This is a genomic window from Gordonia rubripertincta (assembly GCF_038024875.1).
GTDB classification, from domain to species: Bacteria; Actinomycetota; Actinomycetes; order Mycobacteriales; family Mycobacteriaceae; genus Gordonia; species Gordonia rubripertincta.
This window is the reverse complement of the sequence record NZ_CP136136.1, coordinates 4,277,113-4,302,308: the sequence shown is the minus strand read 5'-3', so window position 1 is coordinate 4,302,308 and position 25,196 is coordinate 4,277,113. Positions and strand designations below refer to the sequence as shown.

The 25,196-nt window shown below is 69.6% G+C and carries 17 protein-coding genes and 1 pseudogene; 15 read left to right on the top strand and 3 right to left on the bottom strand.

All coding sequences use genetic code 11. The annotated features are described in order from the left end of the window. Positions 1–6: 6 nt before the first annotated feature. From RVF83_RS19490 to RVF83_RS19480, 3 genes are read left to right on the top strand one after another with little or no spacing between them, the layout of a single operon-like run. Positions 7–1,722, top strand: a complete 1,716-nt coding sequence (locus RVF83_RS19490) for an ABC transporter substrate-binding protein (protein ID WP_005197168.1) — start codon at positions 7–9, stop codon at positions 1,720–1,722. A gap of 28 nt (positions 1,723–1,750) precedes the next feature. Continuing rightward, entirely contained in the window at positions 1,751–2,326 is a 576-nt protein-coding gene (locus RVF83_RS19485; protein ID WP_005197166.1) for an adenine phosphoribosyltransferase, read from the top strand. A gap of 52 nt (positions 2,327–2,378) precedes the next feature. Further along, positions 2,379–4,733, top strand: a complete 2,355-nt coding sequence (locus RVF83_RS19480; RefSeq protein WP_005197165.1) for a RelA/SpoT family protein — start codon at positions 2,379–2,381, stop codon at positions 4,731–4,733. Between the two features lie 108 nt (positions 4,734–4,841). Here the strand turns inward: RVF83_RS19480 and RVF83_RS19475 are convergent, their stop codons facing one another. Continuing rightward, positions 4,842–5,762, bottom strand: a complete 921-nt coding sequence (locus tag RVF83_RS19475; RefSeq protein WP_005197164.1) for a peptidylprolyl isomerase — start codon at positions 5,760–5,762, stop codon at positions 4,842–4,844. A 218-nt stretch (positions 5,763–5,980) separates the two neighbouring features. Between RVF83_RS19475 and RVF83_RS19470 the strand changes: the two genes are divergently transcribed. Both RVF83_RS19470 and hisS read left to right on the top strand, forming a co-directional pair. Further along, on the top strand, positions 5,981–6,727 hold the full coding sequence (locus RVF83_RS19470; RefSeq protein ID WP_005197162.1) for an MBL fold metallo-hydrolase: 747 nt from the start codon (positions 5,981–5,983) through the stop codon (positions 6,725–6,727). Continuing rightward, positions 6,724–7,989: a histidine--tRNA ligase gene (gene hisS / locus RVF83_RS19465; RefSeq protein ID WP_005197161.1), complete on the top strand. Its 1,266-nt coding sequence runs from the start codon at positions 6,724–6,726 to the stop codon at positions 7,987–7,989. Before RVF83_RS19470 ends, hisS begins: the two co-directional genes overlap by 4 nt. Here the strand turns inward: hisS and RVF83_RS19460 are convergent. Together RVF83_RS19460 and ypfJ are read right to left on the bottom strand one after the other, a co-directional pair. Further along, positions 7,970–9,673, bottom strand: coding sequence for a DUF885 domain-containing protein (locus RVF83_RS19460; protein WP_005197151.1), 1,704 nt, complete (start codon positions 9,671–9,673; stop codon positions 7,970–7,972). The two genes, hisS and RVF83_RS19460, sit on opposite strands and share 20 nt — an antisense overlap. Positions 9,674–9,685: 12 nt before the next feature. Further along, positions 9,686–10,546, bottom strand: coding sequence for a KPN_02809 family neutral zinc metallopeptidase (gene ypfJ / locus RVF83_RS19455; protein WP_005197150.1), 861 nt, complete (start codon positions 10,544–10,546; stop codon positions 9,686–9,688). Positions 10,547–10,739: 193 nt separating this feature from the next. Between ypfJ and aspS the strand changes: the two genes are divergently transcribed. The 10 genes and pseudogenes from aspS to RVF83_RS19405 all read left to right on the top strand — a co-directional run bounded on the left by aspS (position 10,740) and on the right by RVF83_RS19405 (position 25,170). Beyond that, positions 10,740–12,572 carry an aspartate--tRNA ligase gene (gene aspS / locus RVF83_RS19450; RefSeq protein ID WP_005197148.1) on the top strand — a complete coding sequence of 611 codons (1,833 nt, stop codon included), beginning with the start codon at positions 10,740–10,742 and terminating at the stop codon, positions 12,570–12,572. Positions 12,573–12,664: 92 nt separating this feature from the next. Next, positions 12,665–12,853 (top strand): annotated as a pseudogene (locus RVF83_RS19445) (transglutaminase family protein); the annotation flags it as partial. After that, on the top strand, positions 12,850–15,606 hold the full coding sequence (locus RVF83_RS19440) for a circularly permuted type 2 ATP-grasp protein (protein ID WP_005197147.1): 2,757 nt from the start codon (positions 12,850–12,852) through the stop codon (positions 15,604–15,606). The pseudogene RVF83_RS19445 and the gene RVF83_RS19440, both read left to right, overlap by 4 nt. Then, a complete protein-coding gene (locus tag RVF83_RS19435) occupies positions 15,603–16,562 on the top strand; it encodes a transglutaminase family protein (RefSeq protein WP_005197145.1) in 960 nt (319 codons plus the stop codon). Before RVF83_RS19440 ends, RVF83_RS19435 begins: the two co-directional genes overlap by 4 nt. 131 nt (positions 16,563–16,693) lie before the next feature. Beyond that, positions 16,694–17,926, top strand: coding sequence for a hypothetical protein (locus RVF83_RS19430; RefSeq protein ID WP_005197144.1), 1,233 nt, complete (start codon positions 16,694–16,696; stop codon positions 17,924–17,926). 7 nt (positions 17,927–17,933) lie between these two features. Then, positions 17,934–19,307 carry a replication-associated recombination protein A gene (locus tag RVF83_RS19425; RefSeq protein ID WP_039880247.1) on the top strand — a complete coding sequence of 458 codons (1,374 nt, stop codon included), beginning with the start codon at positions 17,934–17,936 and terminating at the stop codon, positions 19,305–19,307. 101 nt (positions 19,308–19,408) lie between these two features. Next, positions 19,409–22,084, top strand: coding sequence for an alanine--tRNA ligase (gene alaS, locus RVF83_RS19420; RefSeq protein ID WP_005197141.1), 2,676 nt, complete (start codon positions 19,409–19,411; stop codon positions 22,082–22,084). Continuing rightward, positions 22,084–22,533: a Holliday junction resolvase RuvX gene (gene ruvX, locus RVF83_RS19415; protein WP_005197140.1), complete on the top strand. Its 450-nt coding sequence runs from the start codon at positions 22,084–22,086 to the stop codon at positions 22,531–22,533. Before alaS ends, ruvX begins: the two co-directional genes overlap by 1 nt. After that, positions 22,520–24,319, top strand: coding sequence for an endolytic transglycosylase MltG (gene mltG, locus RVF83_RS19410; RefSeq protein ID WP_005197138.1), 1,800 nt, complete (start codon positions 22,520–22,522; stop codon positions 24,317–24,319). The genes ruvX and mltG overlap by 14 nt, the downstream gene beginning before the upstream one ends. Continuing rightward, on the top strand, positions 24,316–25,170 hold the full coding sequence (locus RVF83_RS19405; RefSeq protein WP_005197137.1) for a shikimate dehydrogenase: 855 nt from the start codon (positions 24,316–24,318) through the stop codon (positions 25,168–25,170). The genes mltG and RVF83_RS19405 overlap by 4 nt, the downstream gene beginning before the upstream one ends. Positions 25,171–25,196 lie beyond the last annotated feature (26 nt).

Genomic DNA, 25,196 nt, shown 5'->3' with positions numbered 1-25,196 from the left:
ACCCACGTGATCGTCAGGCACCGGGAGTTCATCAGGGTCCTGAGCCTGCTCGTCGGGATCGTCACGGGCGCCGGCGTCCTGACGGCCTGCGGCGACGACGGGCCGCCGACCATCGACTACGTGGTCGACGCCCACGTGACCAGCTACAACGCGAACACCGTCGACGGCAACGCCGACGGTGTGCTGATGGCGACCAGTCGTCTGCTGCCGGGTTTCAGTCTGCTCGGGCCCCAGGGGCAGGTCATCCCGGACCGCGACGTCGGCACGGTGTCCCGGATCCCGGGACGCGTACCGGCGTTGCGCTACGAGTTCACGCCCGAGGCGACCTTCACCGACGAGGTCGCACTCGACTGCGACGACCTGATGCTGGCCTGGGCGGCCATGAGCGGACGTTTCCCGGGGTTCACGCCGGCAACGACCGCCGGGTACCGCGACATCGAGAAGGTGGAATGCTCGCCGGGCGAGAAGTCGGCGACGGTCACGTTCGAACCGGGACGTGAGTACCGGGACTGGCTGTCGTTGTTCGGCGCGGGCACCTTGCTCCCGGCGCACATCGTGGCCCGCGAGGCCGGGCTCGCCAACGTCGTCGACCCCATCCGGGCGAAGGACCGCGGAGCGCTGGCCCGCATCGCGACGGCCTGGAACACCGGCTTCGACCTGACCTTCGGTCCGGTCGACCATGCCCGCTTCCCGGCGTCCGGGCCGTACCGCATCGACCGCTACTCGCGGTCCGGCGGACTGGTCCTGGTCGCCAACGAATCGTGGTGGGGGGACAAGCCCGAGACCTCGCGCATCGCGATCTGGGGACGCGGAACCGATTCCACGCGCCGACTGCCCGACGGCAAGTTCGACATCGTCGACGTGACCGCGGGCATCGTCGAAGGCGACCTCGCCGGGACGTCCGGACCGGACGGACCGGCGTCACCTGCCCGGGCGATCGGTGTGGAACAGATCGTGCTCTCCGGCAAAGGCGTCTTCGGGGACGTCCGGATGCGCCAGGCGTTCGCCTCGTGCGTGCCGCGCGCCGACCTCGCCCGCGACTTCTCCGGTGGCGCCGCCGTCTGGAATCTGCGCGTCCTCGCACCCGCCGACAACCTCGCGGGCCCGATGAACCCCGAGTTCGGCCGCGCCTATCAGACTCCCGACCGCGAGCGGGCGCGGAACCTGCTGCGCGCCGCGACCGGTCAGGGCGCGGGGGACGGGACCACGACCACCGCGAGCCTGCAGCCGCGTCGCGTCCGCATCGGTTACGTGGCGCCGACCCTGCGCTGGCAGCAGATGGTCGCGGCCATCGCAGCGTCGTGCCGGGAGGCCGGCTTCGTCGTCGAGGACGTCGCCACGCCGGACGTCCAGCCGAGCTCGTTGGGCAAGGACGTCGACGCGGTGATCATGGCCAGCGGCGCCTCCTTCGCCGCCGCCGGTGCCGCTGACCCGAGCCGGGACGCCTATTCGCTGCGCGGTGGCGACCCGCTCAATCTCTCCGGAACGCGGGACCCGCAGGTCAGTCGCGGGATCGATCAGTTCGCGGTCACCGTGTCCCAGCCCGACCGGCTCCGGCTGGCCCGCGCGATCGAGAACGCGAGCTGGTCGTCGATGCCGTCGATACCACTGTTCGGCTCACCGCGTATCCGGCAGTGGAAGGATCAGGTGGGTGGCGTCGCCGCGGGACTCAGTCGCGCGGGCACCGGATGGAACATGGATCGATGGACGATCAGCAAGTGACGGTGGAACAAGTGGCAGGGGAGTTCTGATGGGCGGCGTGGTACCCGAACGGACCGCGGAAGCTGTGACACGTGCCCAGGCGGCGATCGCCCGGCACACGCGACTCGTCGACGACTTCCCGAGCCCCGGGATCGCCTTCAAGGACCTCACCCCGGTCCTCGCCGACCCGGAGGGATTGTCGGCGATCGTCACCGCGCTGACGCACGGCTGTACCGAGATCGACCTCGTCGCCGGCATCGACGCTCGCGGCTTCCTCCTCGGCGGTGCGGTCGCCCGTGAACTCGAGGTCGGGGTCCTCGCGGTGCGCAAGGGCGGCAAGCTCCCGCCGCCGGTGCACGCGGTCACCTACAGCCTCGAATACGGCTCCGCGACGCTGGAGATCCCCGCCGACGGTCTCGACCTCACCGGGCAGCGGGTGCTGCTCGTCGACGACGTCCTGGCCACCGGCGGTACCGCGGTCGCCGCGGCGGACCTGCTCAACCGGACCGGAGCGAGGGTTGCCGGGGTGGCGGTGATCATGGAGCTCGTCGGACTCGGCGGCCGGGACACGATCGCCCGCGGACTCGGCCCGGACGTACCGGTCCACTCGGTGGCGCTCGACTGACCGTCGGGGATCTAGACTCGAAAAGACCACGACAGACGGAGGAGGACCGGAAATGCCCGATGAATCCGGCACGGCTCAGCACTCCGTGACTCCTGCCGACGCGTCCGGCGACGGCGTCGTCCAGGGTGCACCCGCCTCGACGTCGACCTCCCCGTCCGCCTCACGGCGCGTGCGGGCCCGCCTCGCCCGCCGGATGACCGCCACCCGCAGCCAGGTCCGCCCGGTCCTCGAGCCGCTGGTCACCCTGCACCGCGAGATCTATCCGAAGGCCGACGTCGCCCTGCTGCAGCGGGCCTACGACGTCGCCGAGGAGCGCCACAGCGGGCAGAAGCGCAAGTCCGGTGACCCCTACATCACCCATCCGCTGGCGGTCGCGACGATCCTCGCCGACCTCGGCATGGACACCACGACCCTGATCGCCGCGCTGCTGCACGACACGGTCGAGGACACCGGTTACTCGCTGCAAGCGCTGGAACGCGACTTCGGTCAGGAGGTCGCGCATCTCGTCGACGGTGTGACCAAACTCGACAAGGTCGCGCTGGGCAGCGCCGCCGAGGCCGAGACGATCCGCAAGATGATCATCGCGATGGCCCGCGACCCGCGCGTCCTCGTGATCAAGGTCGCCGACCGGTTGCACAACATGCGGACGATGCGCTTCCTCCCGCCGGAGAAGCAGGCACGCAAGGCTCGCGAGACACTGGAAGTCATTGCGCCGCTTGCACATCGACTCGGTATGGCCACGGTCAAGTGGGAGCTGGAGGACCTCTCCTTCGCGATCCTGCACCCCAAGCGGTACGAGGAGATCGTGCGCCTGGTCGCCGACCGCGCCCCGTCGCGCGACACCTACCTGGCGCGGGTGCGGGCCGACATCAACAACGCGCTGTCCGCGGCGCGGATCCAGGCGACGGTCGAAGGCCGGCCCAAACACTACTGGTCGATCTATCAGAAGATGATCGTCAAGGGACGCGACTTCGACGACATCCACGACCTCGTCGGCATGCGCATCCTCTGCGAGGAGGACCGCGACTGCTACGCCGCGGTCGGCGTCGTCCACTCGCTGTGGCAGCCGATGGCCGGACGCTTCAAGGACTACATCGCGCAGCCGCGGTTCGGCGTCTACCAGTCGTTGCACACCACCGTGATCGGGCCCGAGGGCAAGCCGCTCGAGGTCCAGATCCGCACGCACGAGATGCATCGGACCGCCGAGTTCGGTATCGCCGCGCACTGGCGCTACAAGGAGAGCGGTTACCGGAAGTCGGGGAAGAAGTCCGACACCGCCGAGATCGACGACATGGCGTGGATGCGTCAGCTCCTCGATTGGCAGCGTGAGGCCGCCGACCCTGGCGAGTTCCTCGAGTCGCTGCGCTACGACCTCGCCGTCCGCGAGATCTTCGTCTTCACCCCGAAGGGCGACGTGGTCACGCTGCCCGCCGGGTCGACCCCGGTCGATTTCGCCTACGCCGTCCACACCGAGGTCGGTCACCGGTGCATCGGTGCCCGCGTCAACGGTCGGCTGGTCGCGCTGGAACGGAAGCTCGAGAACGGTGAGGTGGTGGAGGTGTTCACCTCCAAGGCGCCGACCGCCGGACCGTCGAAGGACTGGCAGGGCTTCGTGGTGTCGCCGCGGGCCAAGGCCAAGATCCGCCAGTGGTTCGCCAAGGAACGCCGCGAGGAGGCCCTCGAGGCCGGTAAGGACGCGATCGCCAAGGAGGTCCGTCGCGGCGGACTCCCGTTGCAGCGCTTGCTGTCCGCGGAGTCGATGGCGGCGATCGCCAAGGAGTTGCGGTACCACGACGTCACCGCGCTGTACGCGGCGGTGGGCGAGAACCACGTCTCCGCACGGCATGTCGTCAACCGCCTGGTCGCATCCCTCGGCGGCATCGAGGACGCGGAGGAGGCCCTCGCCGAACGATCCACTCCGTCGACGATGCCGACCCGCTCGCGTCAGGGCGGGGATGCCGGCGTGGTCGTCGACGGCGTCGACAACGTGGTGATCAAACTCGCCAAATGCTGTACGCCCGTACCGGGCGACGACATCATGGGCTTCGTCACCCGCGGCGGCGGCATCAGCGTGCACCGCACCGACTGCACCAACGCGACCTCGCTGCAGCAGCAGTCCGAACGCATCCTCGACGTGTCGTGGGCGCCGTCCCCCGAATCGGTGTTCCTGGTCGCGATCCAGGTTGAGGCACTCGATCGTCACCGCCTGCTGTCCGACGTCACCAAGGTGCTCGCCGACGAACGCGTGAACATCCTGTCGGCGTCCGTCACCACCAGCCGCGACCGGGTCGCCATCAGCAAGTTCACCTTCGAGATGGGCGACCCCAAACACCTCGGCCACGTACTGAACGTGGTCCGCAACGTGGAGGGCGTCTACGACGTCTACCGCGTCACCTCGGCTGCGTAGTCGGACCCCGGAATGTAGTCGGACCCCGGAATCCAGAAATCCCGTTGCGTTCGGTCCCGGTGACCGGGAGGGAACGCAACGGGATCTCCGTCGGCTCAGCGGGTTTGGTCAGTCGATGACTGCGGTCTCGATGGTCACCGGGGTCTTCGGCTTGCCGTCGCCGGGCTGGCTGCCGGCCGGGCCCGGGGTGATCCCGCCCTCGTAGACCTTGTCCAGCACCGCGAGTCCGGGCTCGTCGACCTTGCCCACGATGGAGTAGTCGGCACCCAGCTCGCTGTCGTTGATGACGATGAACAGCTGGCTCGACCCGGTGTTGGGGTTCTGGCCGCCCTGGCTGCTGTTGGCGATGGCCACGGTGCCGCGCGGGTAGACGACCGGCTGCGATCCGCTCATCGGATCGGGCTGTCCGACCTTCTTCAGGTCGGTCGGCGGCTCGTCGGGGCTGGTCCAGCCGGGACCGCTCATGCCGGTGCCGGTCGGGTCGCCGCACTGCAGGATCTTCAGCTTGTCGCTGGTGGTCATGCGGTGGCAGGTCGTGTCGTCGTAGAACTTGTTCTCGATCAGCGAGGTGACCGCGGCGACGTTGCAGGGGGCGCCGTCACGTTCCAGGGTGATCGGCAGAACACCCTGGGTGGTCGTGAAGGTGGCCTGCTCGGTACCGGACTTCAGGACCTTGTCATCGGGCTTGGGGGACTTGCGTTCGTTCTTCGCCGCCGCCTTCAGCTCGTCGAGTTCGGCCTGGTACTGCGGCCGCTGATCGGCGGGCACGTTGTCGGGCACCTGGTCGGGAAGCTGGTCGAACCGGCTCGGGGAGTCCTCGAACGCACAGCTGGTCCAGCGTGCGGCCTCGCGGTCGTCCATGATCTTCTTCACCACGACGGCGGTCACGCCGGCGACGACGGCGACCACGACGGCGGTCGAGACCGAGGCGATGACGATCTTCCGCTTCCGGCGGGCGAGGCGCTCGGTTTCGAGGCGTTCCTCGAGCTTCCGCTTCGCTGCCTCGCGGCGCTCCTCATTGGTGGTCACGCGGGTGGATCCTCCTGAATCTCGGCATAGTCGTGCCGACAATCTGCGCGGATGTCACTTACTCGAGAGGCAAGTCTGCCAGTTGTACCTGAGAACAGCGTTCAGCGGGTGTTGGAGTGGGGTGTCGCGGACGGGGAAACGGCGGGTGGAGAACCGGTTGTCGGCCGCCGTGGGCAGCTAGGACACAATGGAGGGACCCGCGACCCTCGAGGAGTGCCATGCTGATCACCGGATTCCCCGCCGGCATGTTCCAGACGAACTGCTACCTCGTGGCGGCCGAAGCCGGGTCGGATGCGGTGATCATCGACCCGGGCCAGGACGCCGCGCCCCGCGTGCGTGAACTGCTCGCCGAGAACGACCTCACCCCGGTGGCCGTTCTGTTGACCCACGGACACCTGGACCACACCTGGAACGCCACGCAACTCTGCGACGAGTACTCCATCCCCGCCTACATCCATGCCGCCGACCGGCCGATGCTGACCGATCCCGGCCGGGGCATCGGGCGCGCGCTCGGCGCGATGATCGGCGACGAGGAGTTCCGCGAGCCGGAGAAGGTCATCGAGTTCGACGACGGTGAACCGGTCGAGCTCGCCGGCATCCACTTCGCGGTGGACCTCGCGCCCGGCCACACCCAGGGTTCGGTCCTGCTGACCGTCGACGTGGACGTACCGGGGGAGTCGGAGTCCGACGCCCCGACGACCGTGCCGGTCTGCTTCTCCGGCGACGTGCTGTTCGCCGGGTCCATCGGACGCACCGACCTGCCCGGCGGCAGCCATCAGCAACTGCTCGACTCCATCGCCGCCAAGCTGCTGCCGATGCCGGACGACACCCTGGTGCTGCCCGGCCACGGACCGCAGACCACCATCGCGCAGGAGCGCGCCACCAACCCCTTCCTGGTCGACCTGCGGGCTCCGGGAACCGACACCATCGCGACTGATCGACCGAAGGGACGACACGGACTGTGAGCGGAGCATTTCAGGCACCCCGGGGCATCCCGGACTACTTCCCGCCGAACTCGGCGGATTTCCGGAAGGTGCGGGACACGCTCACCGACGCGGCGCGTCGTGCGGGATACGGACACATCGAGTTGCCGATCTTCGAGGACACCGCGCTGTTCGCCCGCGGCGTCGGCGAGTCGACCGACGTCGTCAGCAAGGAGATGTACACCTTCAACGATCGCGGTGACCGGTCGGTGACGCTGCGCCCCGAGGGCACCGCGGGTGTGGTGCGCGCGGTCATCCAGCACGGACTCGACCGCGGACAGTTGCCGGTCAAGGTCTGTTACGCGGGACCGTTCTTCCGCTACGAGAAGCCGCAGACCGGTCGCTACCGTCAGCTGCAGCAGGTGGGCGTCGAGGCGATCGGCGTCGATGACCCCGCACTCGACGCCGAGGTCGTGGCCGTCGCCGACGAGGGTTACAAGCGTCTCGGACTGTCCGGATACCGCCTCGAGATCACCTCGCTCGGCGACGACGCGAGCCGCCCCCGCTACCGGGAGGCGTTGCAGGAGTTCCTCTTCAAGCTCGACCTCGACGAGGCGACCCGCAAGCGTGCCGAGATCAACCCGCTGCGCGTGCTCGACGACAAGCGTCCGGAGATCAAGGCGGCGACCGCGAACGCGCCGCTGCTGATCGACTACCTGTCCGACGAGGCGAAGGCCCACTTCGATCTCGTACTGGCCAACCTGGACCGCCTCGGCGTCGCCTACGAGATCAACCCGCGACTTGTGCGCGGCCTGGACTACTACACCAAGACCACCTTCGAGTTCGTCCACGACGGCCTCGGCGCGCAGTCGGGCATCGGCGGCGGTGGCCGCTACGACGGTCTCATGCGTCAGCTCGGCGCCAAGCAGGACCTGTCGGGCATCGGCTTCGGCATCGGTGTCGACCGCACGATGCTGGCCCTCGAGGCCGAGGGTGTCGCCGGCACGCAGGCGGCGCGCTGCCAGGTCTTCGGCGTTCCGCTCGGCGCGGACGCCAAGGCCGAACTGGTCGGTGTCGCGGGCGCTTTGCGCGCCGCGGGCGTCAGCGTCGACCTCGCCTACGGCGACCGTGGCCTCAAGGGTGCGATGAAGGCCGCCGACCGTTCCGGCGCCCGCCTGGCCCTGGTCCTCGGTGAGAACGAACTCGCGGAGCGTCGTATCGAGGTCAAGGACCTGAGCAACGGTGAGCAGCACCGCATCTCCCTCGACGACGTCGTTGCCGAGGTCACCCGCCTCCTCGGCTGAGGTCCCGCTGGTCGTCGGCGCCGGTCATCTCGTCGGCCAGCACATCCAGCGACACCCCGCCCAATGCCAATGCGCGCGTGTGGAAGTCCTTGAGCGTCCACTCCGGGTGGGCGCTGAGGGCGGCGTGCCGGGTCTGTTCCCAGACCCGTTGTCCCAGTGCGTACGACGGCGCCTGGCCCGGCCAGCCGAGGTAGCGGTCGAGTTCGAAGCGCAACACCGAATGGTCCATGGCCACCGAGGCGGTCAGGAACTCCCAGGCCTTGTCGGCGTCCCAGATCCCGCCGCCCAGAGACTCCGGCGCGGGCAGACGGCAGTGCACGCCGATGTCGACGACCACCCGCGCCGCGCGCAGTCGCTGGGAGTCGAGCATGCCCATCCGGTCGCCCGGATCTTCCAGCCAGCCCAGTTCGTCCATCAGCCGCTCGGCGTAGAGGGCCCAGCCCTCACCGTGGCCCGAGGTGAACGACGCCAGTTTGCGCCAGGCGTTGAGGTCGGGATCGACGATGGCCGAACCGAGTTGGAGGTGATGGCCGGGGACGCCCTCGTGGTAGACGGTCGTCTTCTCCTGCCACGTGTGAAAGACCGTCTGGTCGTCGGGGACCGCCCACCACATGCGGCCCGGCCGGGACAGATCGGCGGTCGGCTGGGTGTAGTAGATGATCCCGGTCGACGACGGCGCGAGCCGGCATTCGAGCCGCGACAAGCGGGCGGGGATGTCGAAGTGCCGCCCGGCGAGTCCGGTGACGGCGGCGTCGGAGGTCTCCTGCATCCAGTCGACGAATTCGTGGCGGTCGTGAATCTGGTACTGCGGTTGGCGATCCAGCCAGGCGAGTGCCTCGGCGACGCCGCGTCCGGGGAGGAGCGACTCGGCGATCTCGTGCTGTTCGGCGACGATCTGCTCGAGGCGGGTCAGCGCCCAGGCGTAGGCGTCCTCGGGATCGGCATCGGCACCGAGATACGACGGCAGGTGGAGCAGATAACGTTCGCGGCCCACCGCGTCGTCGTCGACGGAGCCCGGTAGGACCTCGGTCTCCAGGTAGTTGGCGAACGTGCCGAACGCGGTGCGGGCCGCGTCGAGGGCGGTGCCGAGGGTGCCGGCGAGCGCCGGGTCGGCGGCGATCGACGCGGTGTTGTCGGTGATGGCGTCGGTGGCCGAATCGGCTTGTCGCACCACGGCCGCGACCTGTCGACGCGCAACCGGGGGGCCGTGCCGCAGGCGGTGCGCCAGCCCGTCGACGGCGCGGTTCAACGCACCCGGGATGGCGGTGAGCCGGGCGAGGAACACCTCGCGGTCGGCGCGGGTGTCGGTGGGCATCAGGTCGAAGATGTCGCGCAGAGCCTGGAGTGGTGACGCGATCACGTTGCATTCGCCGATGTGCTCACCGGCGTCGGCGAGCGCGAGTTCCCGCCGCAGCGATGCGGACATCGTCGCGACCGTCACCCGGTCGATCGCGTCGACGACGGGTGCCCGGCCGAGTGCCGCCAGGGTGTCGGCGGCGACCGCGGCCCGTTCGGCACAGGCCTGTGCGGAGAAGTCGGTCAGGGCGTCGTCGTGTTCGCCGTGGCCGATCTCGGTGCCCAGCAGGGGATCGAGTTCACACAACCGGTCGAGGTGCGCCTCGGCGATCGCATCCACCTCGGTGCGTTCGCGGGCGCTCGTGGGGGTCGCGGCGGTGGGGGTCATCTCGAGGTCGTGTCAGAGATCGTTGGTCGCGAAGGTGTCGCACCGGTTGGGGTCGCCCGACTGGTATCCGATGCCGAACCACTTCGCGCGTTGCGTGGCCGAGCCGTGCGTCCAGCCCTCGGGGTTGGAGCCGGGCCCCTGGATGGTGTCGTCGCCGATCGCCTTCGCGGTCTGGATGACGGTCGCGATCTGCTGCTCGGAGATGGGGGCGAGGAGCGCGTCGGGACCGTTGTCCGCGTGGTACGCCCAGACGCCGGCGAGGCAGTCGGCCTGCAGTTCCACGCGCACCGACCCCGACCGCGGTCCCTGCGAACCCATCCGCTGGCCCTTGGCCAGGGCGCCGGTCAGGTTCTGCACGTGGTGGCCGTACTCGTGGGCCACCACGTACTCCTGGGCGAGGGGGCCGTCGCTGCCGCCCATGCGGCGCAACTGGGTGAAGAACGACGGATCGAAGTAGGCGGTCCGGTCGGCGGGACAGTAGAACGGCCCGGTCGCGGCACTCGCCGCACCGCACCCGGTGTTCACGGAGTCGGCGAAGATGACCGTCTTCGGCGGCTGGTAGCCCGGCATGAGTTCCGACCACACGTCGTCGAGGCTGACCGTGGTCGCCTTGATCCGGCAGATGGTGTTCTCGTTCGCCATCTCCCAGGTGCAGGAGTCGAGCTGCTGCTGGATCTCGGCCGCACCCGACGAAGTGCCCTGCTGGGGAGTCTGGCTGCCGAGGAGTTCGCCCGGGTTCACGCCGAACAGCAACGCCACGATCGTGATGATGAGACCCGCACCACCGCCGAGCGCGATCCGCCCGACACCGCCACCACCGCCCCCGCCGGAGACGTTGCCGGTGCCGATCGATCCGCTGCCTTGGAATGTCACGCGGTCATTCTGGCACGCCGCGGTGCGCGGACCGGGCATCTCGGGGTGGCCGGGTTCAGGACACCGACGCCGATGCGGCACGATGGATACCTGGCCTGCGTTTCCACCGGGTCACGAACAAGCCGACAACAAACAACGCCTCCGTCGCCGCCCGCGAGACCGGCCGGCCGCACGACGTTGGGAAGGACTCTCAGTGCTCCGCACGCATTCCGCAGGTTCGCTGCGCCGGGCCGACGCGTCGCAGACCGTCACCGTCGCCGGTTGGGTCGCGCGCCGACGCGACCATGGCGGTGTGGTGTTCATCGACCTGCGCGACTCCACCGGCCTGGTGCAGGTGGTGTTCCGCGAGGAGTCGGTCGCCGCGGCCGCCCACCGTCTGCGCGCCGAGTACTGCGTCGCCGTCACCGGCGTGGTCGAAGTCCGTCCCGAGGGCAGCGAGAACCCGAACCTGAGCTCCGGCGAGATCGAGATCAACGCCGTCGGACTCGAGGTGCTCAACGAGTCGGCGCCGCTGCCGTTCCAGCTCGACGAGTCGCCGGGTGAAGAGGCGCGTCTGCGTCACCGCTACCTCGACCTCCGCCGCGAGGGCCCGAGCGCCGCCCTGCGCCTGCGGTCGAAGGCCAACGCGGCAGCCCGCGGTGTCCTCGCCGCCCGCGACTTCGTGGAGATCGAGACCCCGACGCTGACCCGCTCGACGCCCGAGGGGGCCCGCGACTTCCTGGTGCCCGCGCGTCTGCAGCCGGGCACCTTCTACGCCCTGCCGCAGAGCCCGCAGCTGTTCAAGCAGCTGCTGATGGTCGCGGGCATGGAGCGCTACTACCAGATCGCGCGTTGCTACCGCGACGAGGACTTCCGCGCCGACCGTCAACCCGAGTTCACCCAGCTCGACATCGAGATGAGCTTCGTCGACCAGGACGACGTCATCGCGGTCGCCGAGGAGATCCTGGTGGCGCTGTGGAAGCTGATCGGCGTCGACATCTCGACCCCGATCCCGCGCATGACCTACGCCGACGCGATGCGCCGCTTCGGTTCGGACAAGCCCGATCTGCGTTTCGGCATCGAACTCGTCGAGTGCGCCGAGTACTTCGCGAACACCCCGTTCCGCGTCTTCCAGGCCCCGTATGTCGGCGCCGTCGTCATGCCGGGCGGTGCATCGCAGCCGCGTCGTCAGCTCGACGCCTGGCAGGAGTGGGCGAAGCAGCGCGGCGCCCGCGGCCTCGCGTACGTGCTCATCGCCGAGGACGGCACGCTGTCCGGTCCGGTCGCCAAGAACCTGTCCGAGGAGGAGCGCGCCGGTCTGGCCGCCCACGTCGGCGCGAAGCCGGGCGACTGCGTGTTCTTCGGTGCGGGAGAGGTCAAGCCGACCCGCGCACTGCTCGGTGCGGCCCGCGGCGAGATCGCCTCCAAGCTCGGTCTGATCAACCCGGACGACTGGGCGTTCGTGTGGGTTGTCGATGCGCCGATGTTCGAGCCGACCGCCGACGCCACCGCGTCCGGCGATGTCGCGCTCGGCCACTCGGCCTGGACCGCGGTGCACCACGCGTTCACCTCGCCCAAGCCGGAGTCGATCGAGAAGCTGGACACCGATCCGGGCGAAGCCCTGGCCTACGCCTACGACATCGTCTGCAACGGCAACGAGATCGGCGGCGGCTCGATCCGTATCCATCAGCGCGACGTCCAGGAGCGCGTCTTCGAGATCATGGGCATCGGCCACGACGAGGCGCAGGAGAAGTTCGGCTTCCTCCTCGACGCCTTCGCCTACGGCGCCCCGCCGCACGGCGGCATCGCCTTCGGCTGGGACCGCATCACCGCGCTGCTCGCCGGTGAGTCCTCCATCCGCGAGGTCATCGCCTTCCCGAAGTCCGGCGGCGGCGTCGACCCGCTGACCGATGCGCCCGCGGCCATCACCCCGCAGCAGCGCAAGGAGTCGGGCATCGACGCCAAGCCGGCACCGCGCGGTGGAGCCGAGCAGGCCGAGGGCGCCCCCGAGAAGGCTGCCGGGGAAAAGGCAGCAGCCGACAAGTAGCGAGAACAACGAAAAGCGGTGGCCGAGCGCGAGTTCGGCCACCGCTGCCGTCTGCGCGAGGCAGGTGTGCAGACGCCGGAGTACACGCTGTCGCCTACGATCGGCCGCCGGTGAACGCCGTGGAGGCCGAGTCACGTCGCAACGGGCGCTTCGCGGCGTCCGGTCACACCACCGGCATCGTCGACGTCGGCGTACTCCGGGAACGGCAGGCCCGACAGGCCATCGACTTCGGGGTCCCCGGGATCCTCGATCTACGACGGCCACGTACAGTTCTTCGGTGACCTCCACCCCGGGCAACGCTTCTGCGGTGTTCGATGCATCCACGGTTTTCGACCGTTACCGGAACGAGGGTTACACACTCTTCGACCTTGCCGGACCGGGCGATCCCGACCTCGTCTCGGGGGCCCACTACGACGAGCTACTCGACTCCGCCGGCATGGTGCGTCCCGCGTGGGAAGACCTTGTGCGGCTGTATCAGCGGCGCGGTGACAGCCGCCTGCGCGAGTCCGCGGACCGGGTCGCCGCGGCCGTCCGCGACGACGGCGTGGTCTACAACGAGTTCGACGGCCAGACCACCCACACCCGTGACTGGGACATCGACGCGGTGCCGCTCATCGTCGATGGCGTCGAGTGGGCCGAGCTGGAGAAGGCGATCACCCAGCGCTCGATGCTGCTCGATCTGCTGCTGCGCGATCTCTACCGCGATCAGAAGACCATCACCTCCGGTCTCGTGGCGCCCGAGATGGTCTTCGGGCATTCCGGTTACATCCGCAAGGCGGCGCGACTCGAGGTCGCCGGACCCCACGCCCTGTTCTTGCACGCGGTCGACGTCTCGCGTTCTGCCGACGGCCGGTTCGTGGTCTACCGGGACCGCACCCAGGCCCCGTCGGGCATCGGCTTCTCGATCGTCGGCCGGCGCCTGCTGACCAAAGCCCTCCCGCAGCTCTTCCAGGCGTGCGCGCCGCGTCCGGTGACCGGTTTCGCCGGGACGATGCGCCTCGCGCTCGCCGAGTACGCCCCGCCCGGCGTCGACGACCCCACGGTCGCCGTCCTGAGCCCAGGCAGCATGTCCGAGACCGCGTTCGACCAGGCCTATCTCGCGTCGTCGCTCGGCTACCCGCTGGTCGAGGGCGCCGACCTCACCGTCCGTGACGGGGCGGTCTACATGCGTTCCCTCGGGCGGTACAAGCGCGTCGACGTCCTGCTGCGCCGCGTCGACGCCGCCTACGCCGATCCACTCGATCTACGGACCGACTCCCGGCTCGGCGTGGCCGGTCTCGTCGAGGCGATCTCGCGCGGCAATGTCACGGTGCTGAACACGCTCGGTTCCGGTGTTCTCGAGAACCCCGCCCTGCACACGGCGCTCGAACGACTCGCGCCCGTCCTGCTCGACGAGGAGCTCGCGCTCGGCTCGGTCACCACGTACTGGGCCGGAGATGACTTGGAGCGCAGCAAGATCCAGAGCCGGATCGGATCGCTGGTGCTCACCAACACCCGCACCGACGAAGAGTTCGTCGGTCCGCTGCTCGACGCGCGGACGCGTGCCGAGATCGCCGCCCGGATCGACGCGCAGACCTGGCAGTGGGTCGGACGCGAACTCGACGCGTACTCGGTGGCGCCGACCATCACCACCGGCGCACGACCCGGACGCCACACCACCGCGTTGCGCGCCGCACCCGTGTCGATACGCGCGTTCAGCGTCGCCCAGGGCCCCACCTACGCCGTCATGCCCGGCGGTCTCGGTGCCGTCCTGGCCGACGGGGTCGAAGGCGCCGCCCACCACGTCGTGTCGGCCAAGGACGTCTGGGTCACCAGCACCGAGGTCGGCGGCCACGTGTCGCGCCGCTCGGAGACCCGCGTCGAACCGGCCGGTGAGGTCATCCCGGAGGCGGGGCGTGCCGTGTCGCTCGAGTATTCCGAGGTCGCGGCCGCCGCGAGTCCACGTGTGCTCGCCGACCTGTTCTGGCTCGGCCGCTACGCCGAGCGCACCGAGCAGGTCACCCGCCTCGCGAAGGTCTCGCGCCAGCGATATCAGGACTTCCAGTACCGGCCGTGGATGTCGGGGACCCCGGCCGTACCGCTGCTGCTGCATACGGTCACGACGATCACCGGCACCGACGGTTACCTCGACACCGCGGATCTGGTGCTGTCGGGAACCGACCGCCAGCCCTCGCCGGATCAGGTCAACGAGGCCATCGAGAAGATCGCCGACCTGACGGTCGCCCGCTCGATCCCGGGCTCGGTCGCCTACTCGGTCGAACGCCTCGTCGCTTCCGCCCGCGCGGTCCGCGATCAGATGTCCACCAGCACGTGGATGGTCCTGGCGCCTGTCGAACGTGTGGTCGCGAGCACCGCGCGCCTGGTCGCCCGGTCGCGGGCCGATTCCGCCGGCGCGGGCACGGAGGGTCTGGGCGACGCCGCCCTCGACCTCGGTCCCGACCTCGGGCGGACGCACGAGGAGATCCTGCACGGCGTGCTCGCGCTGACCGGACTCCAGGAGGAGTCCATGGTCCACGACCCGGGCTGGATGTTCATGGACCTGGGTCGGCGCATCGAGCGGGCGATCACGCTCGCCGACCTCACCAGGGCGATGTTCACGGAGGCCCACGACACCGACGTCGAACAGGCGTTGCTGGAGTCGTACCTGGCCGCCAACGAGTCGTCGGTGATCTACCGGCGCCGCAACCGCGGTCTGTACCGGTTCTCGAGCGTCGCCGAGCTGCTGCTGTTCGACCCGACCAACCCGCGCTCGATGATCTTCCAGCTCGAGAAGATGAACCACGATCTGACCTCGGTCCCCGAACCGTTGCGCTCGGCCGGTGCCGAACGAGGAGTGCAGGACATGATCGCCGAGCTGCGCCGCAGCGGACCGGCCGACCTCGCCGGCGTCGACCCGCAGGGCAACCGGACCGGGCTCGCGGAGCTGATGACCACGCTGCGCACCGGTTCGCGCGACCTGTCCGACCTGCTCAGCAGGACCCGCTTCGCCGTGCCGCAGCAGGCGCAGCCGATCTGGGGCGGGGGTGAGATGTGAGCACCCGTGTCCACCGGGTGATGCATCGCACCCGGTACACCTACAACGACGACGTGTCCTCGTCGTACGGCCGCTGCTACCTGACCCCGCGCGACCTTCCCGGGCAGCGGGTGCTCGAGGCCACCGTCGACATCGAACCCGAGCCCGACGACCGGTCGACGGGGATCGACGTCTACGGCAACAACGACACCTACTTCCACGTCCGCACCGCCCACCGGGAGCTCACGGTCACCGCGCGTTCGGTCGTCGAGGTGGACGGCGTCGACCAGGGCATGCTCATCGGGCCCGCGGCGCGGGCGACGTGGGAGTCCGCACGCCCGGCCGTGGTCGGGAGTCGCGAGGCCGCGCTCGCCGCCGAGTTCGTCCTCGACCTCGACCCGCCGGAGATCACCGCGGCGGTGCGCGACTACGCGGCGCAGGTGTTCACCCCGGGACGACCGCTGATCGAGGCCGTCACCGACCTCACCACGAGGATCTTCAACGACTTCACCTACCGCTCCGGATCGACGGCGATCTCGACGAAGGTCGACACGGTGATGGAGCGGCGCGAGGGTGTCTGCCAAGACTTCGCCCGGGTCGCGATCGCGTGCCTGCGCTCGGTCGGACTCGCCGCCCGCTACGAGTCCGGCTACCTGGCGACCGACCCGCCGCCGGGCAAGGAGAAGATCTTCGGCGCCGACGCGAGCCATGCGTGGGCGGCGGTGTGGATGCCCGACGACCGCTGGCTGCCGTTCGATCCGACCAACGACAAATTGGTCGACGAGCGTCACGTCACGCTGGCCTGGGGCCGTGACTACGACGACGTCCCGCCGCTGCGCGGGGTCATCTACACCGACTCGACCAAGAGCCACATCGACGTCTCGGTCGACGTCAGTCCGGCTGAGGACGAACCGGCGGACGCCGGTGCGACGCCCGCGGTTGCGACCGGCGAGGGCGCAACCCGGCACGATTTGTGAGCCGGCCCGCTAAACGCCTGGGAGGCGGCCGAATCGGTGTGTCTGAATCTCGATTCACCGGTCACGACGTCGTACAGAAGGATGAACACCGGTGTTGCGACAGGGTTGCAACGGGTACCTTGGGACACGACATGACGGTCATTACTGAAAGCCGCATCACCAGCGTGGTGCGGGCGGCAGAGGCGCTGCTGTCACACCGCGCCGGTTCCTCCGTTGTCCTCGACGACCCGGAGGACCTCGGGGGTAGCGGCCGTACGACGGTGGTTCGGGTGAGGGTGGCGCAGAACCCCCTCAGCCTGGACCGTTCGCTGGTGATCAAGGCACTGCCCGAGCACGAGGACCCGCAGGCATTCCACCGCGAGATCGCCTCGTACAAGTACGCCACCGCGCTCCCGAACGAGTCGCGGCCCGGTCCGCAGCTCATCGCCTCCGATCCCGACCAGCGGCTCATGGTGCTCTCCGACCTCGGCCACGGCCGGTCGATGCTGGAGTTCCTCGACGGCGTCGACCCGGTGGAGACCTCCCGTGCGGTGAGCGCCTGGGGCCAGGCCCTGGGCCGCATGCACGCGGCGACCGTCGGCGGCGAGATCGACTTCGACGCCCTGGTCCGCCGCGGCCCGTCGGGCACCGAGGGACGCGACATCCTCCGGGACGAGGCCCGCCGCTCCGTCGAGGCGCTCACCGGACACGCCACCGCACTAGGCGTGCGGGTGCCGGACCGCGTGATCGAGGCCCTCGAAACCGCCGCCGCCCTGTTCGACGACGGTGAGCACCGCGCGTTCAGCCCGTCGGACGTCGGACCCGAGAACATCATGCTCAACGACGACGGCGTGCAGTTCATGGACTACGAGTGGGGCGGTTTCCGCGACGCCACCCTCGACATCGCCTACGCCGTGGTCACCATGACCGCGCAGCTGCCGGCGCGTGCCGCGGCACGCGCCACCGACCTCGAGGTGTCGATGGTCGACGCCTGGCGGTCGGAGGTGAACCCGATCTGGCCGACCCTCGCGCACGAACGCGAGATGCAGCGCAAGGTGCTCGTCGCCCGGTTGCTCTGGGTGTGGCTGTCCACCGCGTGGATGCTGCCCGCCGACCCCGACCTCGTCGACCCGGACACCGCGGACGCGGACGCGAGCGTGGAGATCACCCCGTTCGATCCCGACCTGCAGAACTCCGCCGCGGGCACCCCCACCGAGGGCACGGGCGGATTCACCCACGACTGGGCACTGCACACCAACGACCCGCGCGTGCTCGTGTCTCGCTGGACCGACCTCGCGGCCGCCGCCGGTCGTGCCGGTGAGGACGAGATCGCCGACTTCGCGACTGCAACGGGTCTGGCGTTGCAGCGCCTCTGGATGGCCTGATCGGCTCGTGGACGGATTGTTCGACCCGCCCGTGGATCCCCGGGCCGGAGCCGGTGGGCTGACGCCCGGCGCGGACGGCCTGACCGCGTCACCCATACCGACGGCCCCGCTCGCGGTCCGTATGCGCCCGCAGACCCTCGACGAGATCGTCGGTCAGCAGCACCTGCTCGGCGACGGCTCACCGCTGCGTCGTCTGATCAGCGGTGTGGGAGCGGCCTCGGTGCTGCTCTACGGTCCGCCCGGTACCGGCAAAACGACGATGGCGTCGCTGATCGCGCGCGCGACCGGTGGCCGGTTCGAGGCGCTGTCCGCTCTCTCGGCGGGAGTCAAAGAGGTCCGCGCGGTCATCGACATCGCCCGTCGCCGACTCATCGACGGTCAGCAGACCGTCCTGTTCATCGACGAGGTCCACCGCTTCTCCAAGACCCAGCAGGACGCTCTCCTGGACGCGGTCGAGAACCGGATCGTGCTGCTCGTGGCGGCGACCACCGAGAACCCGTCGTTCTCGGTCGTCGCGCCGCTCCTGTCGCGGTCGCTCGTGCTGCAGTTGCGGTCCCTCACCGACGACGACATCCGTGAGGTCCTGACCCGGGCCGTCGCCGACCCGCGGGGCCTCGACGGGCAGGTCGAGGTGACCGAGGCCGCCTACGATCACCTGGTCGCGGTCGCCGGCGGCGACGCCCGGCGCGCACTGACGGCACTCGAGGCCAGCGCCGACTCGACGACCCACGTCGACCTCGCCGACGTCGAGACCGCGATCGACCGGGCGGCGGTGCGCTACGACCGTGACGGCGACCAGCACTACGACGTGACCAGCGCGTTCATCAAGTCGATCCGCGGTTCCGACGTCGACGCCGCCGTGCACTACCTGGCGCGGATGATCGCGGCGGGGGAGGACCCGCGGTTCATCGCCCGGCGTCTGATGATCCACGCCAGCGAGGACATCGGGATGGCCGATCCCACCGCGCTGCAGACCACCGTGGCCGCCGCGCAGGTGGTCAACCTCGTCGGCATGCCGGAGGCCAAGCTGGCCCTGACCCAGGCGACGATCCACCTGGCGACCGCACCGAAGTCGGCCGGCGTGGTCTCGGCGATCGGAGCGGCGCTCGCCGACGTCGAGGCGGGCAAGGCCCGGGCGGTGCCCGCCCACCTGCGTGACAGCCACTACGCGGGCGCCAAGAAGCTCGGCAACGGCGTCGCCTACCGGTACCCGCACGACCATCCCGACGGCGTGGTGTCGCAGCAGTACCCGCCCGACGAGCTCGTCGGCGTCGACTACTACGAGCCCACCGACCACGGGCTCGAACGCGAGATCGGGCCACGCGTGGCGCGCCTGAGATCCATCGTTCGTGGTGCCGTCACCCGCCGCCGATCCCGCTGATCGCGCCCGATGCGCCGGCGATGACGCCCGGAACCGGTTCCGCGACGCGCCGACGGTACTCTGGGATGTCGCGACAACCAACGGCGAGGACGAGACCAACAGTGCAGACGCATGACATCCGGAAGCGTTTTCTGGACCACTTCATCAAGGCCGGCCACACCGAGGTGCCCAGCGCCTCGCTGCTGCTCGACGATCCCAACCTGCTGTTCGTCAACGCCGGCATGGTTCCGTTCAAGCCCTACTTCCTGGGCGAGCAGACCCCGCCGTACGCCCGCGCGACGAGCGTCCAGAAGTGTGTGCGCACTCTCGACATCGACGAGGTCGGCATCACGACCCGCCACAACACCTTCTTCCAGATGGCGGGCAACTTCTCCTTCGGCGACTACTTCAAGCGCGAGGCGATCAACTTCGCCTGGACCCTGCTGACCAACAGCGTTGACGACGGCGGCTACGGCATCGACCCCCAGAAGCTGTGGCCCACCGTCTATCTCGACGACGACGAGGCCGAGGCGATCTGGCGGGACGAGATCGGCGTGCCCGCCGAGCGCATCCAGCGTCGAGGCCTGAAGGACAACTACTGGTCCATGGGCGTCCCCGGACCATGCGGCCCGTGCTCGGAGATCTTCTACGACCGCGGCCCCGAATACGGCGTCGAGGGCGGCCCGGAGGCCGACGAGGACCGCTACATCGAGATCTGGAATCTCGTGTTCATGCAGAACGTCCGCGGTCCGGGCGGCGGCAAGGACAACTACGAGATCCTCGGGCCCCTGCCCAAGAAGAACATCGACACCGGCATGGGCGTCGAGCGCGTCGCCTGCATCCTGCAGGGCGTCGACAACGTCTACGAAACCGACCTGCTCAAGCCGATCATCGACCTGGCCGCCGAACTCACCGGCCGCGCCTACGGCGCCGGATCGCACGCCGACGACGTGCGCTTCCGCGTGATCGCCGACCACGCCCGCACCTCGGCGATGCTGATCGGCGACGGCGTGCTGCCCGGCAACGACGGTCGCGGCTACGTGCTGCGTCGCCTCCTGCGCCGCGTCGTCCGCTCGATGCGATTGCTGGGCGCAGGCGACAACCAGGCCACCATGGGCACGATCATCGGCAAGGTCATCGACCTGATGGCCCCGTCGTACCCGGAGCTCGACACCAAACGCGACCACATCGTGAACGTGGCGGTCGGCGAGGAGACTTCCTTCGCCAAGACCCTCGCCGCCGGCTCCAAGCTCTTCGCCGACGCCGCGACCGCCACCAAGAAGTCCGCGAGCACCACCATCACCGGTGCCGACGCGTTCACCCTGCACGACACCTACGGCTTCCCGATCGACCTCACGCTCGAGATGGCGGCCGAGGCCGGCCTGGAAGTCGACCAGGAGGGTTTCACCGCCCTGATGGCCGAGCAGAAGCAGCGCGCCAAGGCCGACGCGACCGCCCGCAAGACCGGGCACGCCGACCTGAGCGTGTACCGCGACTTCCTCGACCGCGGACCCACCGAGTTCACCGGCTTCGACGAACTCGTCTCCGAGGCACGGGTTCTCGGTCTCGTCGCCGACGGCGCCCGGGTGCCCGTGGCGACGGCCGGGCAGGAACTCACCGTGGTGCTCAACCGCACCCCGCTCTACGCCGAGTCGGGCGGTCAGATGGCCGACGTCGGCACCATCACCACCGGTTCCGGTGTGCGCCTGTCGGTCACCGACGTGCAGAAGCTCGGAAAGTCGGTGTGGCTGCACAAGGTTCGCGTGGACGAGGGCGAGATCGAGGAGGGCGACGAGGTCCTCGCCGCCGTCGACACCTCATGGCGTCACGGCGCGACGCAGGGCCACTCGGGCACCCACATGGTGCACGCAGCACTGCGTGAGGTGCTCGGACCCGGTGCTACACAGGCGGGTTCGCTCAACCGGCCCGGTTACCTGCGCTTCGACTTCAACGCCAGCGGCCCGGTGACCGAGTCCCAGCGCCGGGAGATCGAGGAGATCGCCAACGCCGCGGTCGAGGCCAATTACCAGGTCAACACCTTCGAGACCGGGCTCAACGAGGCCAAGGCGATGGGCGCGATGGCGCTCTTCGGCGAGAACTACGGCGACGTCGTGCGCGTCGTCGAGATCGGCGGCCCGTTCTCGATGGAGCTGTGTGGCGGCACACATGTCGTGTCGTCGTCGCAGATCGGCCCGATCACCCTGATCGGCGAGTCCTCGGTCGGCTCCGGTGTGCGCCGCGTCGAGGCCTACGTCGGGATGGACTCGTTCCGCTTCCTGTCCAAGGAGCGTGCGCTGCTGGCCGGTCTGGCGTCCTCGCTCAAGGTGCCCTCCGAGGAGGTACCCGGCCGCGTCGAGCAACTCGTCACCAAGCTGCGTGACGCCGAGAAGGAACTCGCCCGCGTGCGTGCCGAGCAGGCGCAGGCGGCCGTGTCCGGTCTCCTCGACACCGCGACCACCGTGGGTTCCACCCTCGTGGTCGAGGGCCGGGTCCCCGGACTCGACGCCAACGGACTGCGTTCGGTCGTCACCGACCTGCGCGGCCGGGTCGCCGACCGCAAGGCCGTGATCGCCCTGTTCTCGCCGAGCGGCGACGGAGCGGATGCCAAGGTGCCCTTCGTGATCGCCACGACCGCGGCCGCCCGCGACGCCGGCATCAAGGCCGGCGACCTCGTCAAGGAGGTGGCTCCGCTCGTCGGTGGACGCGGCGGTGGCAAGCCCGACCTCGCCCAGGGATCGGGAACCGAACCCGGCGGGATCGACGCCGCCCTGTCGCGTATCCGCGAGTTCGTCGGCTGATGCCCATCGACCAGGATCCGCGACTGCAACGAGGGCGCCGCCTCGGCATCGACGTCGGGAGCGTCCGGATCGGCGTCGCGGTCTGCGACCCCGACGGGATCCTCGCCACACCGGTGGAGACCGTCCGTCGAACACCCTCCGCGACAACCGATCTCGATCGGATCGTGGAACTGGTCGCCGAATACGAGGCGATCGGCGTCGTCATCGGGCTGCCGAAGACGCTGAAGAACACCACCGGGGTCGCCGCGGAGACCGCGCGTGCCTTCGGTGATCGACTCGCCGAGCGCATCGCGCCGGCCGAAGTGCATTGGCAGGACGAACGATTCACCACCGTGACCGCGCAGCAAGCACTGCACGCGAGCGGCCGGACGGTGAAGTCATCTCGAGGAGTCATCGACCAAGCGGCCGCGGTAGCTATCCTTCAGGGATGGCTGGATGCGCGACGGTGAATCCGATGATCCCTCGACAGAGTCGGGAGGGGAGCCGGCGGTGACCGAAGAACGGCGTCGCACGCGACACCGGGACAGCCAGGGACGCCGTGCCGACGCGCGCCAGAGCGGTTCCGAGGGCATGGACCCGGAGCGTCTGCGGTACTTCACGCAGCCCGGCGAGGGAGCGCCCCACACCCGGCACCGTCGCCGGCGTGCGGCCCCGCCCGCGCCGCCCGGAGAGTCCACGCCCGCGGCCCAGAGCGGTCGGCCGGGTGAGGTTCCGGGGCGTGCGCAGCCCGTCCGGATCCCGCCGGGCGGTCAGCCCCCACAGCCGCCGCGCGCCCAGCAGGCACCACCGCCGCCCGCGGCCCCGCGCCGGCCCGAACCGGAATACGTCGAACCCCGTTACGACGACCGGGAATTCAGCGACGTCGACGCCCAGCCCGCCTACGACGAGCCCGTGTACAGCGAGCCCGTACATGACGAGCCCGTGTACAGCGATCCCGTGTACCGCGATCCCGTGTACAGCGAGCCGGCACGCACCGAGCCCGTGGCGACGACGCCGCGCGGCGTGCGCGGTCGCGCCGAGGACGACTGGTGGCCGGGTGCCGACGAGGCGGAGCCGGCGCCACGACGCCCGCGCCGACGCAGCCGCGAGAACCAGAAGAAGCGCCGCGTGGTGCTGGCACTCGCGATCGTGTTCATGCTCGCGCTCGTCGGCGGCATCGGCTACTACGGTCTGCGCTCCATGGGAGTCCTGGAGTCGCGCAAGGACTACACCAACACCGCCGGCGCCAGCGACGTGATCGTCGACATCCCGGAGAACTCGACCCTGTCCGACTTCGGCCGGATCCTGGTCGACGCCGATGTCGTCGGCAGCGTACGTGCCTTCATCGACGCCGCGGACAACCAGCCCATGTCCGGTGGCCTCTACAAGATGCGGACCCAGATCCCGGCGTCGACCGCTGTGGAGATGCTCACCGACGACAGTGCCCAGCACCGCGTCGGACGGGTGGTGATCCCGCCGGGGCTGCAGCTCGATTCCAAGACCGGTATCGACGGCAAGATCACGCCGGGCATCTTCCAGTTGATCCAGGACGCCACGACGACCGAGATCAACGGTCAGCCCGAGGGTGTCACGGTGGCGCAGCTCGAACAGGCGGCCGCCACCTCGACCCCCGAAGCGCTCGGGGTGCCGGACTGGGCGAAGGAGAACGTCGCGTCGATGACCGGCGACCACCGCCGCATCGAGGGTCTGATCGCACCCACCACCTGGGAACGCGTCGAACCCGATCACACCGCGGTGCAGATTCTCAACGAGATGATCACCAAGAGCGCGGCGATGTTCGACCAGTGGGGTCTGGTGGACGGCAACAAGTCCGGGCTCTCGCCCTACGAGACGCTGGTCGCCGCGTCGATCGTCGAACGCGAGGTGCGGCATGTCGAAGATGCGCCGAAGGTCGCCCGCGTCATCCGCAACCGGCTCGACGAGGATCAGCGGCTCGAGATGGACTCGACCCAGAACTACACCGCCGCCGTCACCAACATCGACGTGCACGGTGAGGCGTACAAGGCCGACAACGAGTGGAACACCTACCGCTACAAGGGTCTTCCGCCGACCCCGATCGCGGCCGTCGGCGTCCCGGCACTCGAGGCGATGCTCGACCCGGCCCCGGGTTCGTGGCTGTACTTCGTCACCGTCGACACCGCGGGCACCACGCTGTTCGCCGACACCTACGAGGAACACAAGCGCAACCGCAACGTCGCCTGCAAGAACAAGCTCGTGTCGACGGGATGCCAGTGAGCCGTTCGCCCTACGGTGACCGTCGACGGGCGGCGGTCCTCGGTTCGCCGATCGCGCACTCCAAGTCGCCCGCCGTCCACCTGGCCGCCTACCGGGCGCTGGGCCTGCACGACTGGACCTACGATCGGGTCGAGTGCACGGCCGACCGGCTGCCCGAGATCGTCTCCGGCGCGGCGCCGGAGTTCGTCGGGTTCTCGGTGACCATGCCGAACAAGCTGGCCGCCCTGGACTTCGCGTCCGAACGGACCGAGCGGGCCGAGCTCGTCGGATCGGCGAACACGCTCGTCCGCATCGACGACGGCTGGCGGGCCGACTGCACCGACATCGACGGGATGACAGGCGCGCTGGCCGAGCTGGGCGTCGACGCCGACCTCGCCGCGGGGGCCGCGCCCGACGCGGTCGTGGTCGGAGCCGGCGGCACGGCGCTGCCGACCGTCATGGCGCTCGCCGGGTTGGGCGTCTCGACGATCTCCGTCGTCGCGCGTGACGCGGGCCGGGCCGCGTCCGTCCTGGAGCTGTGCGAGCGGCTCGGCATCGCCGGTGAGGTCGTCCCCTTCGACGCCGGGACGGCGCTCGAACATCGTTGCCGGAACGCGTCCGTCGTGGTGTCGACGGTGCCCGCGCCGGCCGCCGAGACGCTCGCGCCCGCACTCGCCCACGCGGGCAAGGTCGTCGACGTGATCTACGACCCCTGGCCGACCCCGCTGGCCGCCACCGTGGCGGCGGCCGGTGGCGTGGTCGTCGGGGGACTGGTCATGCTGCTGAACCAGGCCTTCCGTCAGGTCGAGCTGTTCACCGGGCTCCCGGCACCCCGCGAGGCGATGACCAAGGTGCTCATCCCCAACGCCTGAGGCTGTGGAGACCGTCGAGGACGCTG

What these genes read in the sequence shown, in the direction of transcription:
- RVF83_RS19485 (WP_005197166.1), top strand. Translation starts at nt 1,751, where the DNA reads ATGGGCGGCGTGGTACCCGAACGGACCGCGGAAGCTGTGACACGTGCC.
- RVF83_RS19480 (WP_005197165.1), top strand. Translation starts at nt 2,379, where the DNA reads ATGCCCGATGAATCCGGCACGGCTCAGCACTCCGTGACTCCTGCCGAC.
- RVF83_RS19470 (WP_005197162.1), top strand. Translation starts at nt 5,981, where the DNA reads ATGCTGATCACCGGATTCCCCGCCGGCATGTTCCAGACGAACTGCTAC.
- RVF83_RS19460 (WP_005197151.1), bottom strand. Translation starts at nt 9,673, where the DNA reads ATGACCCCCACCGCCGCGACCCCCACGAGCGCCCGCGAACGCACCGAG.
- RVF83_RS19430 (WP_005197144.1), top strand. Translation starts at nt 16,694, where the DNA reads ATGACGGTCATTACTGAAAGCCGCATCACCAGCGTGGTGCGGGCGGCA.
- ruvX (WP_005197140.1), top strand. Translation starts at nt 22,084, where the DNA reads ATGCCCATCGACCAGGATCCGCGACTGCAACGAGGGCGCCGCCTCGGC.
- mltG (WP_005197138.1), top strand. Translation starts at nt 22,520, where the DNA reads ATGCGCGACGGTGAATCCGATGATCCCTCGACAGAGTCGGGAGGGGAG.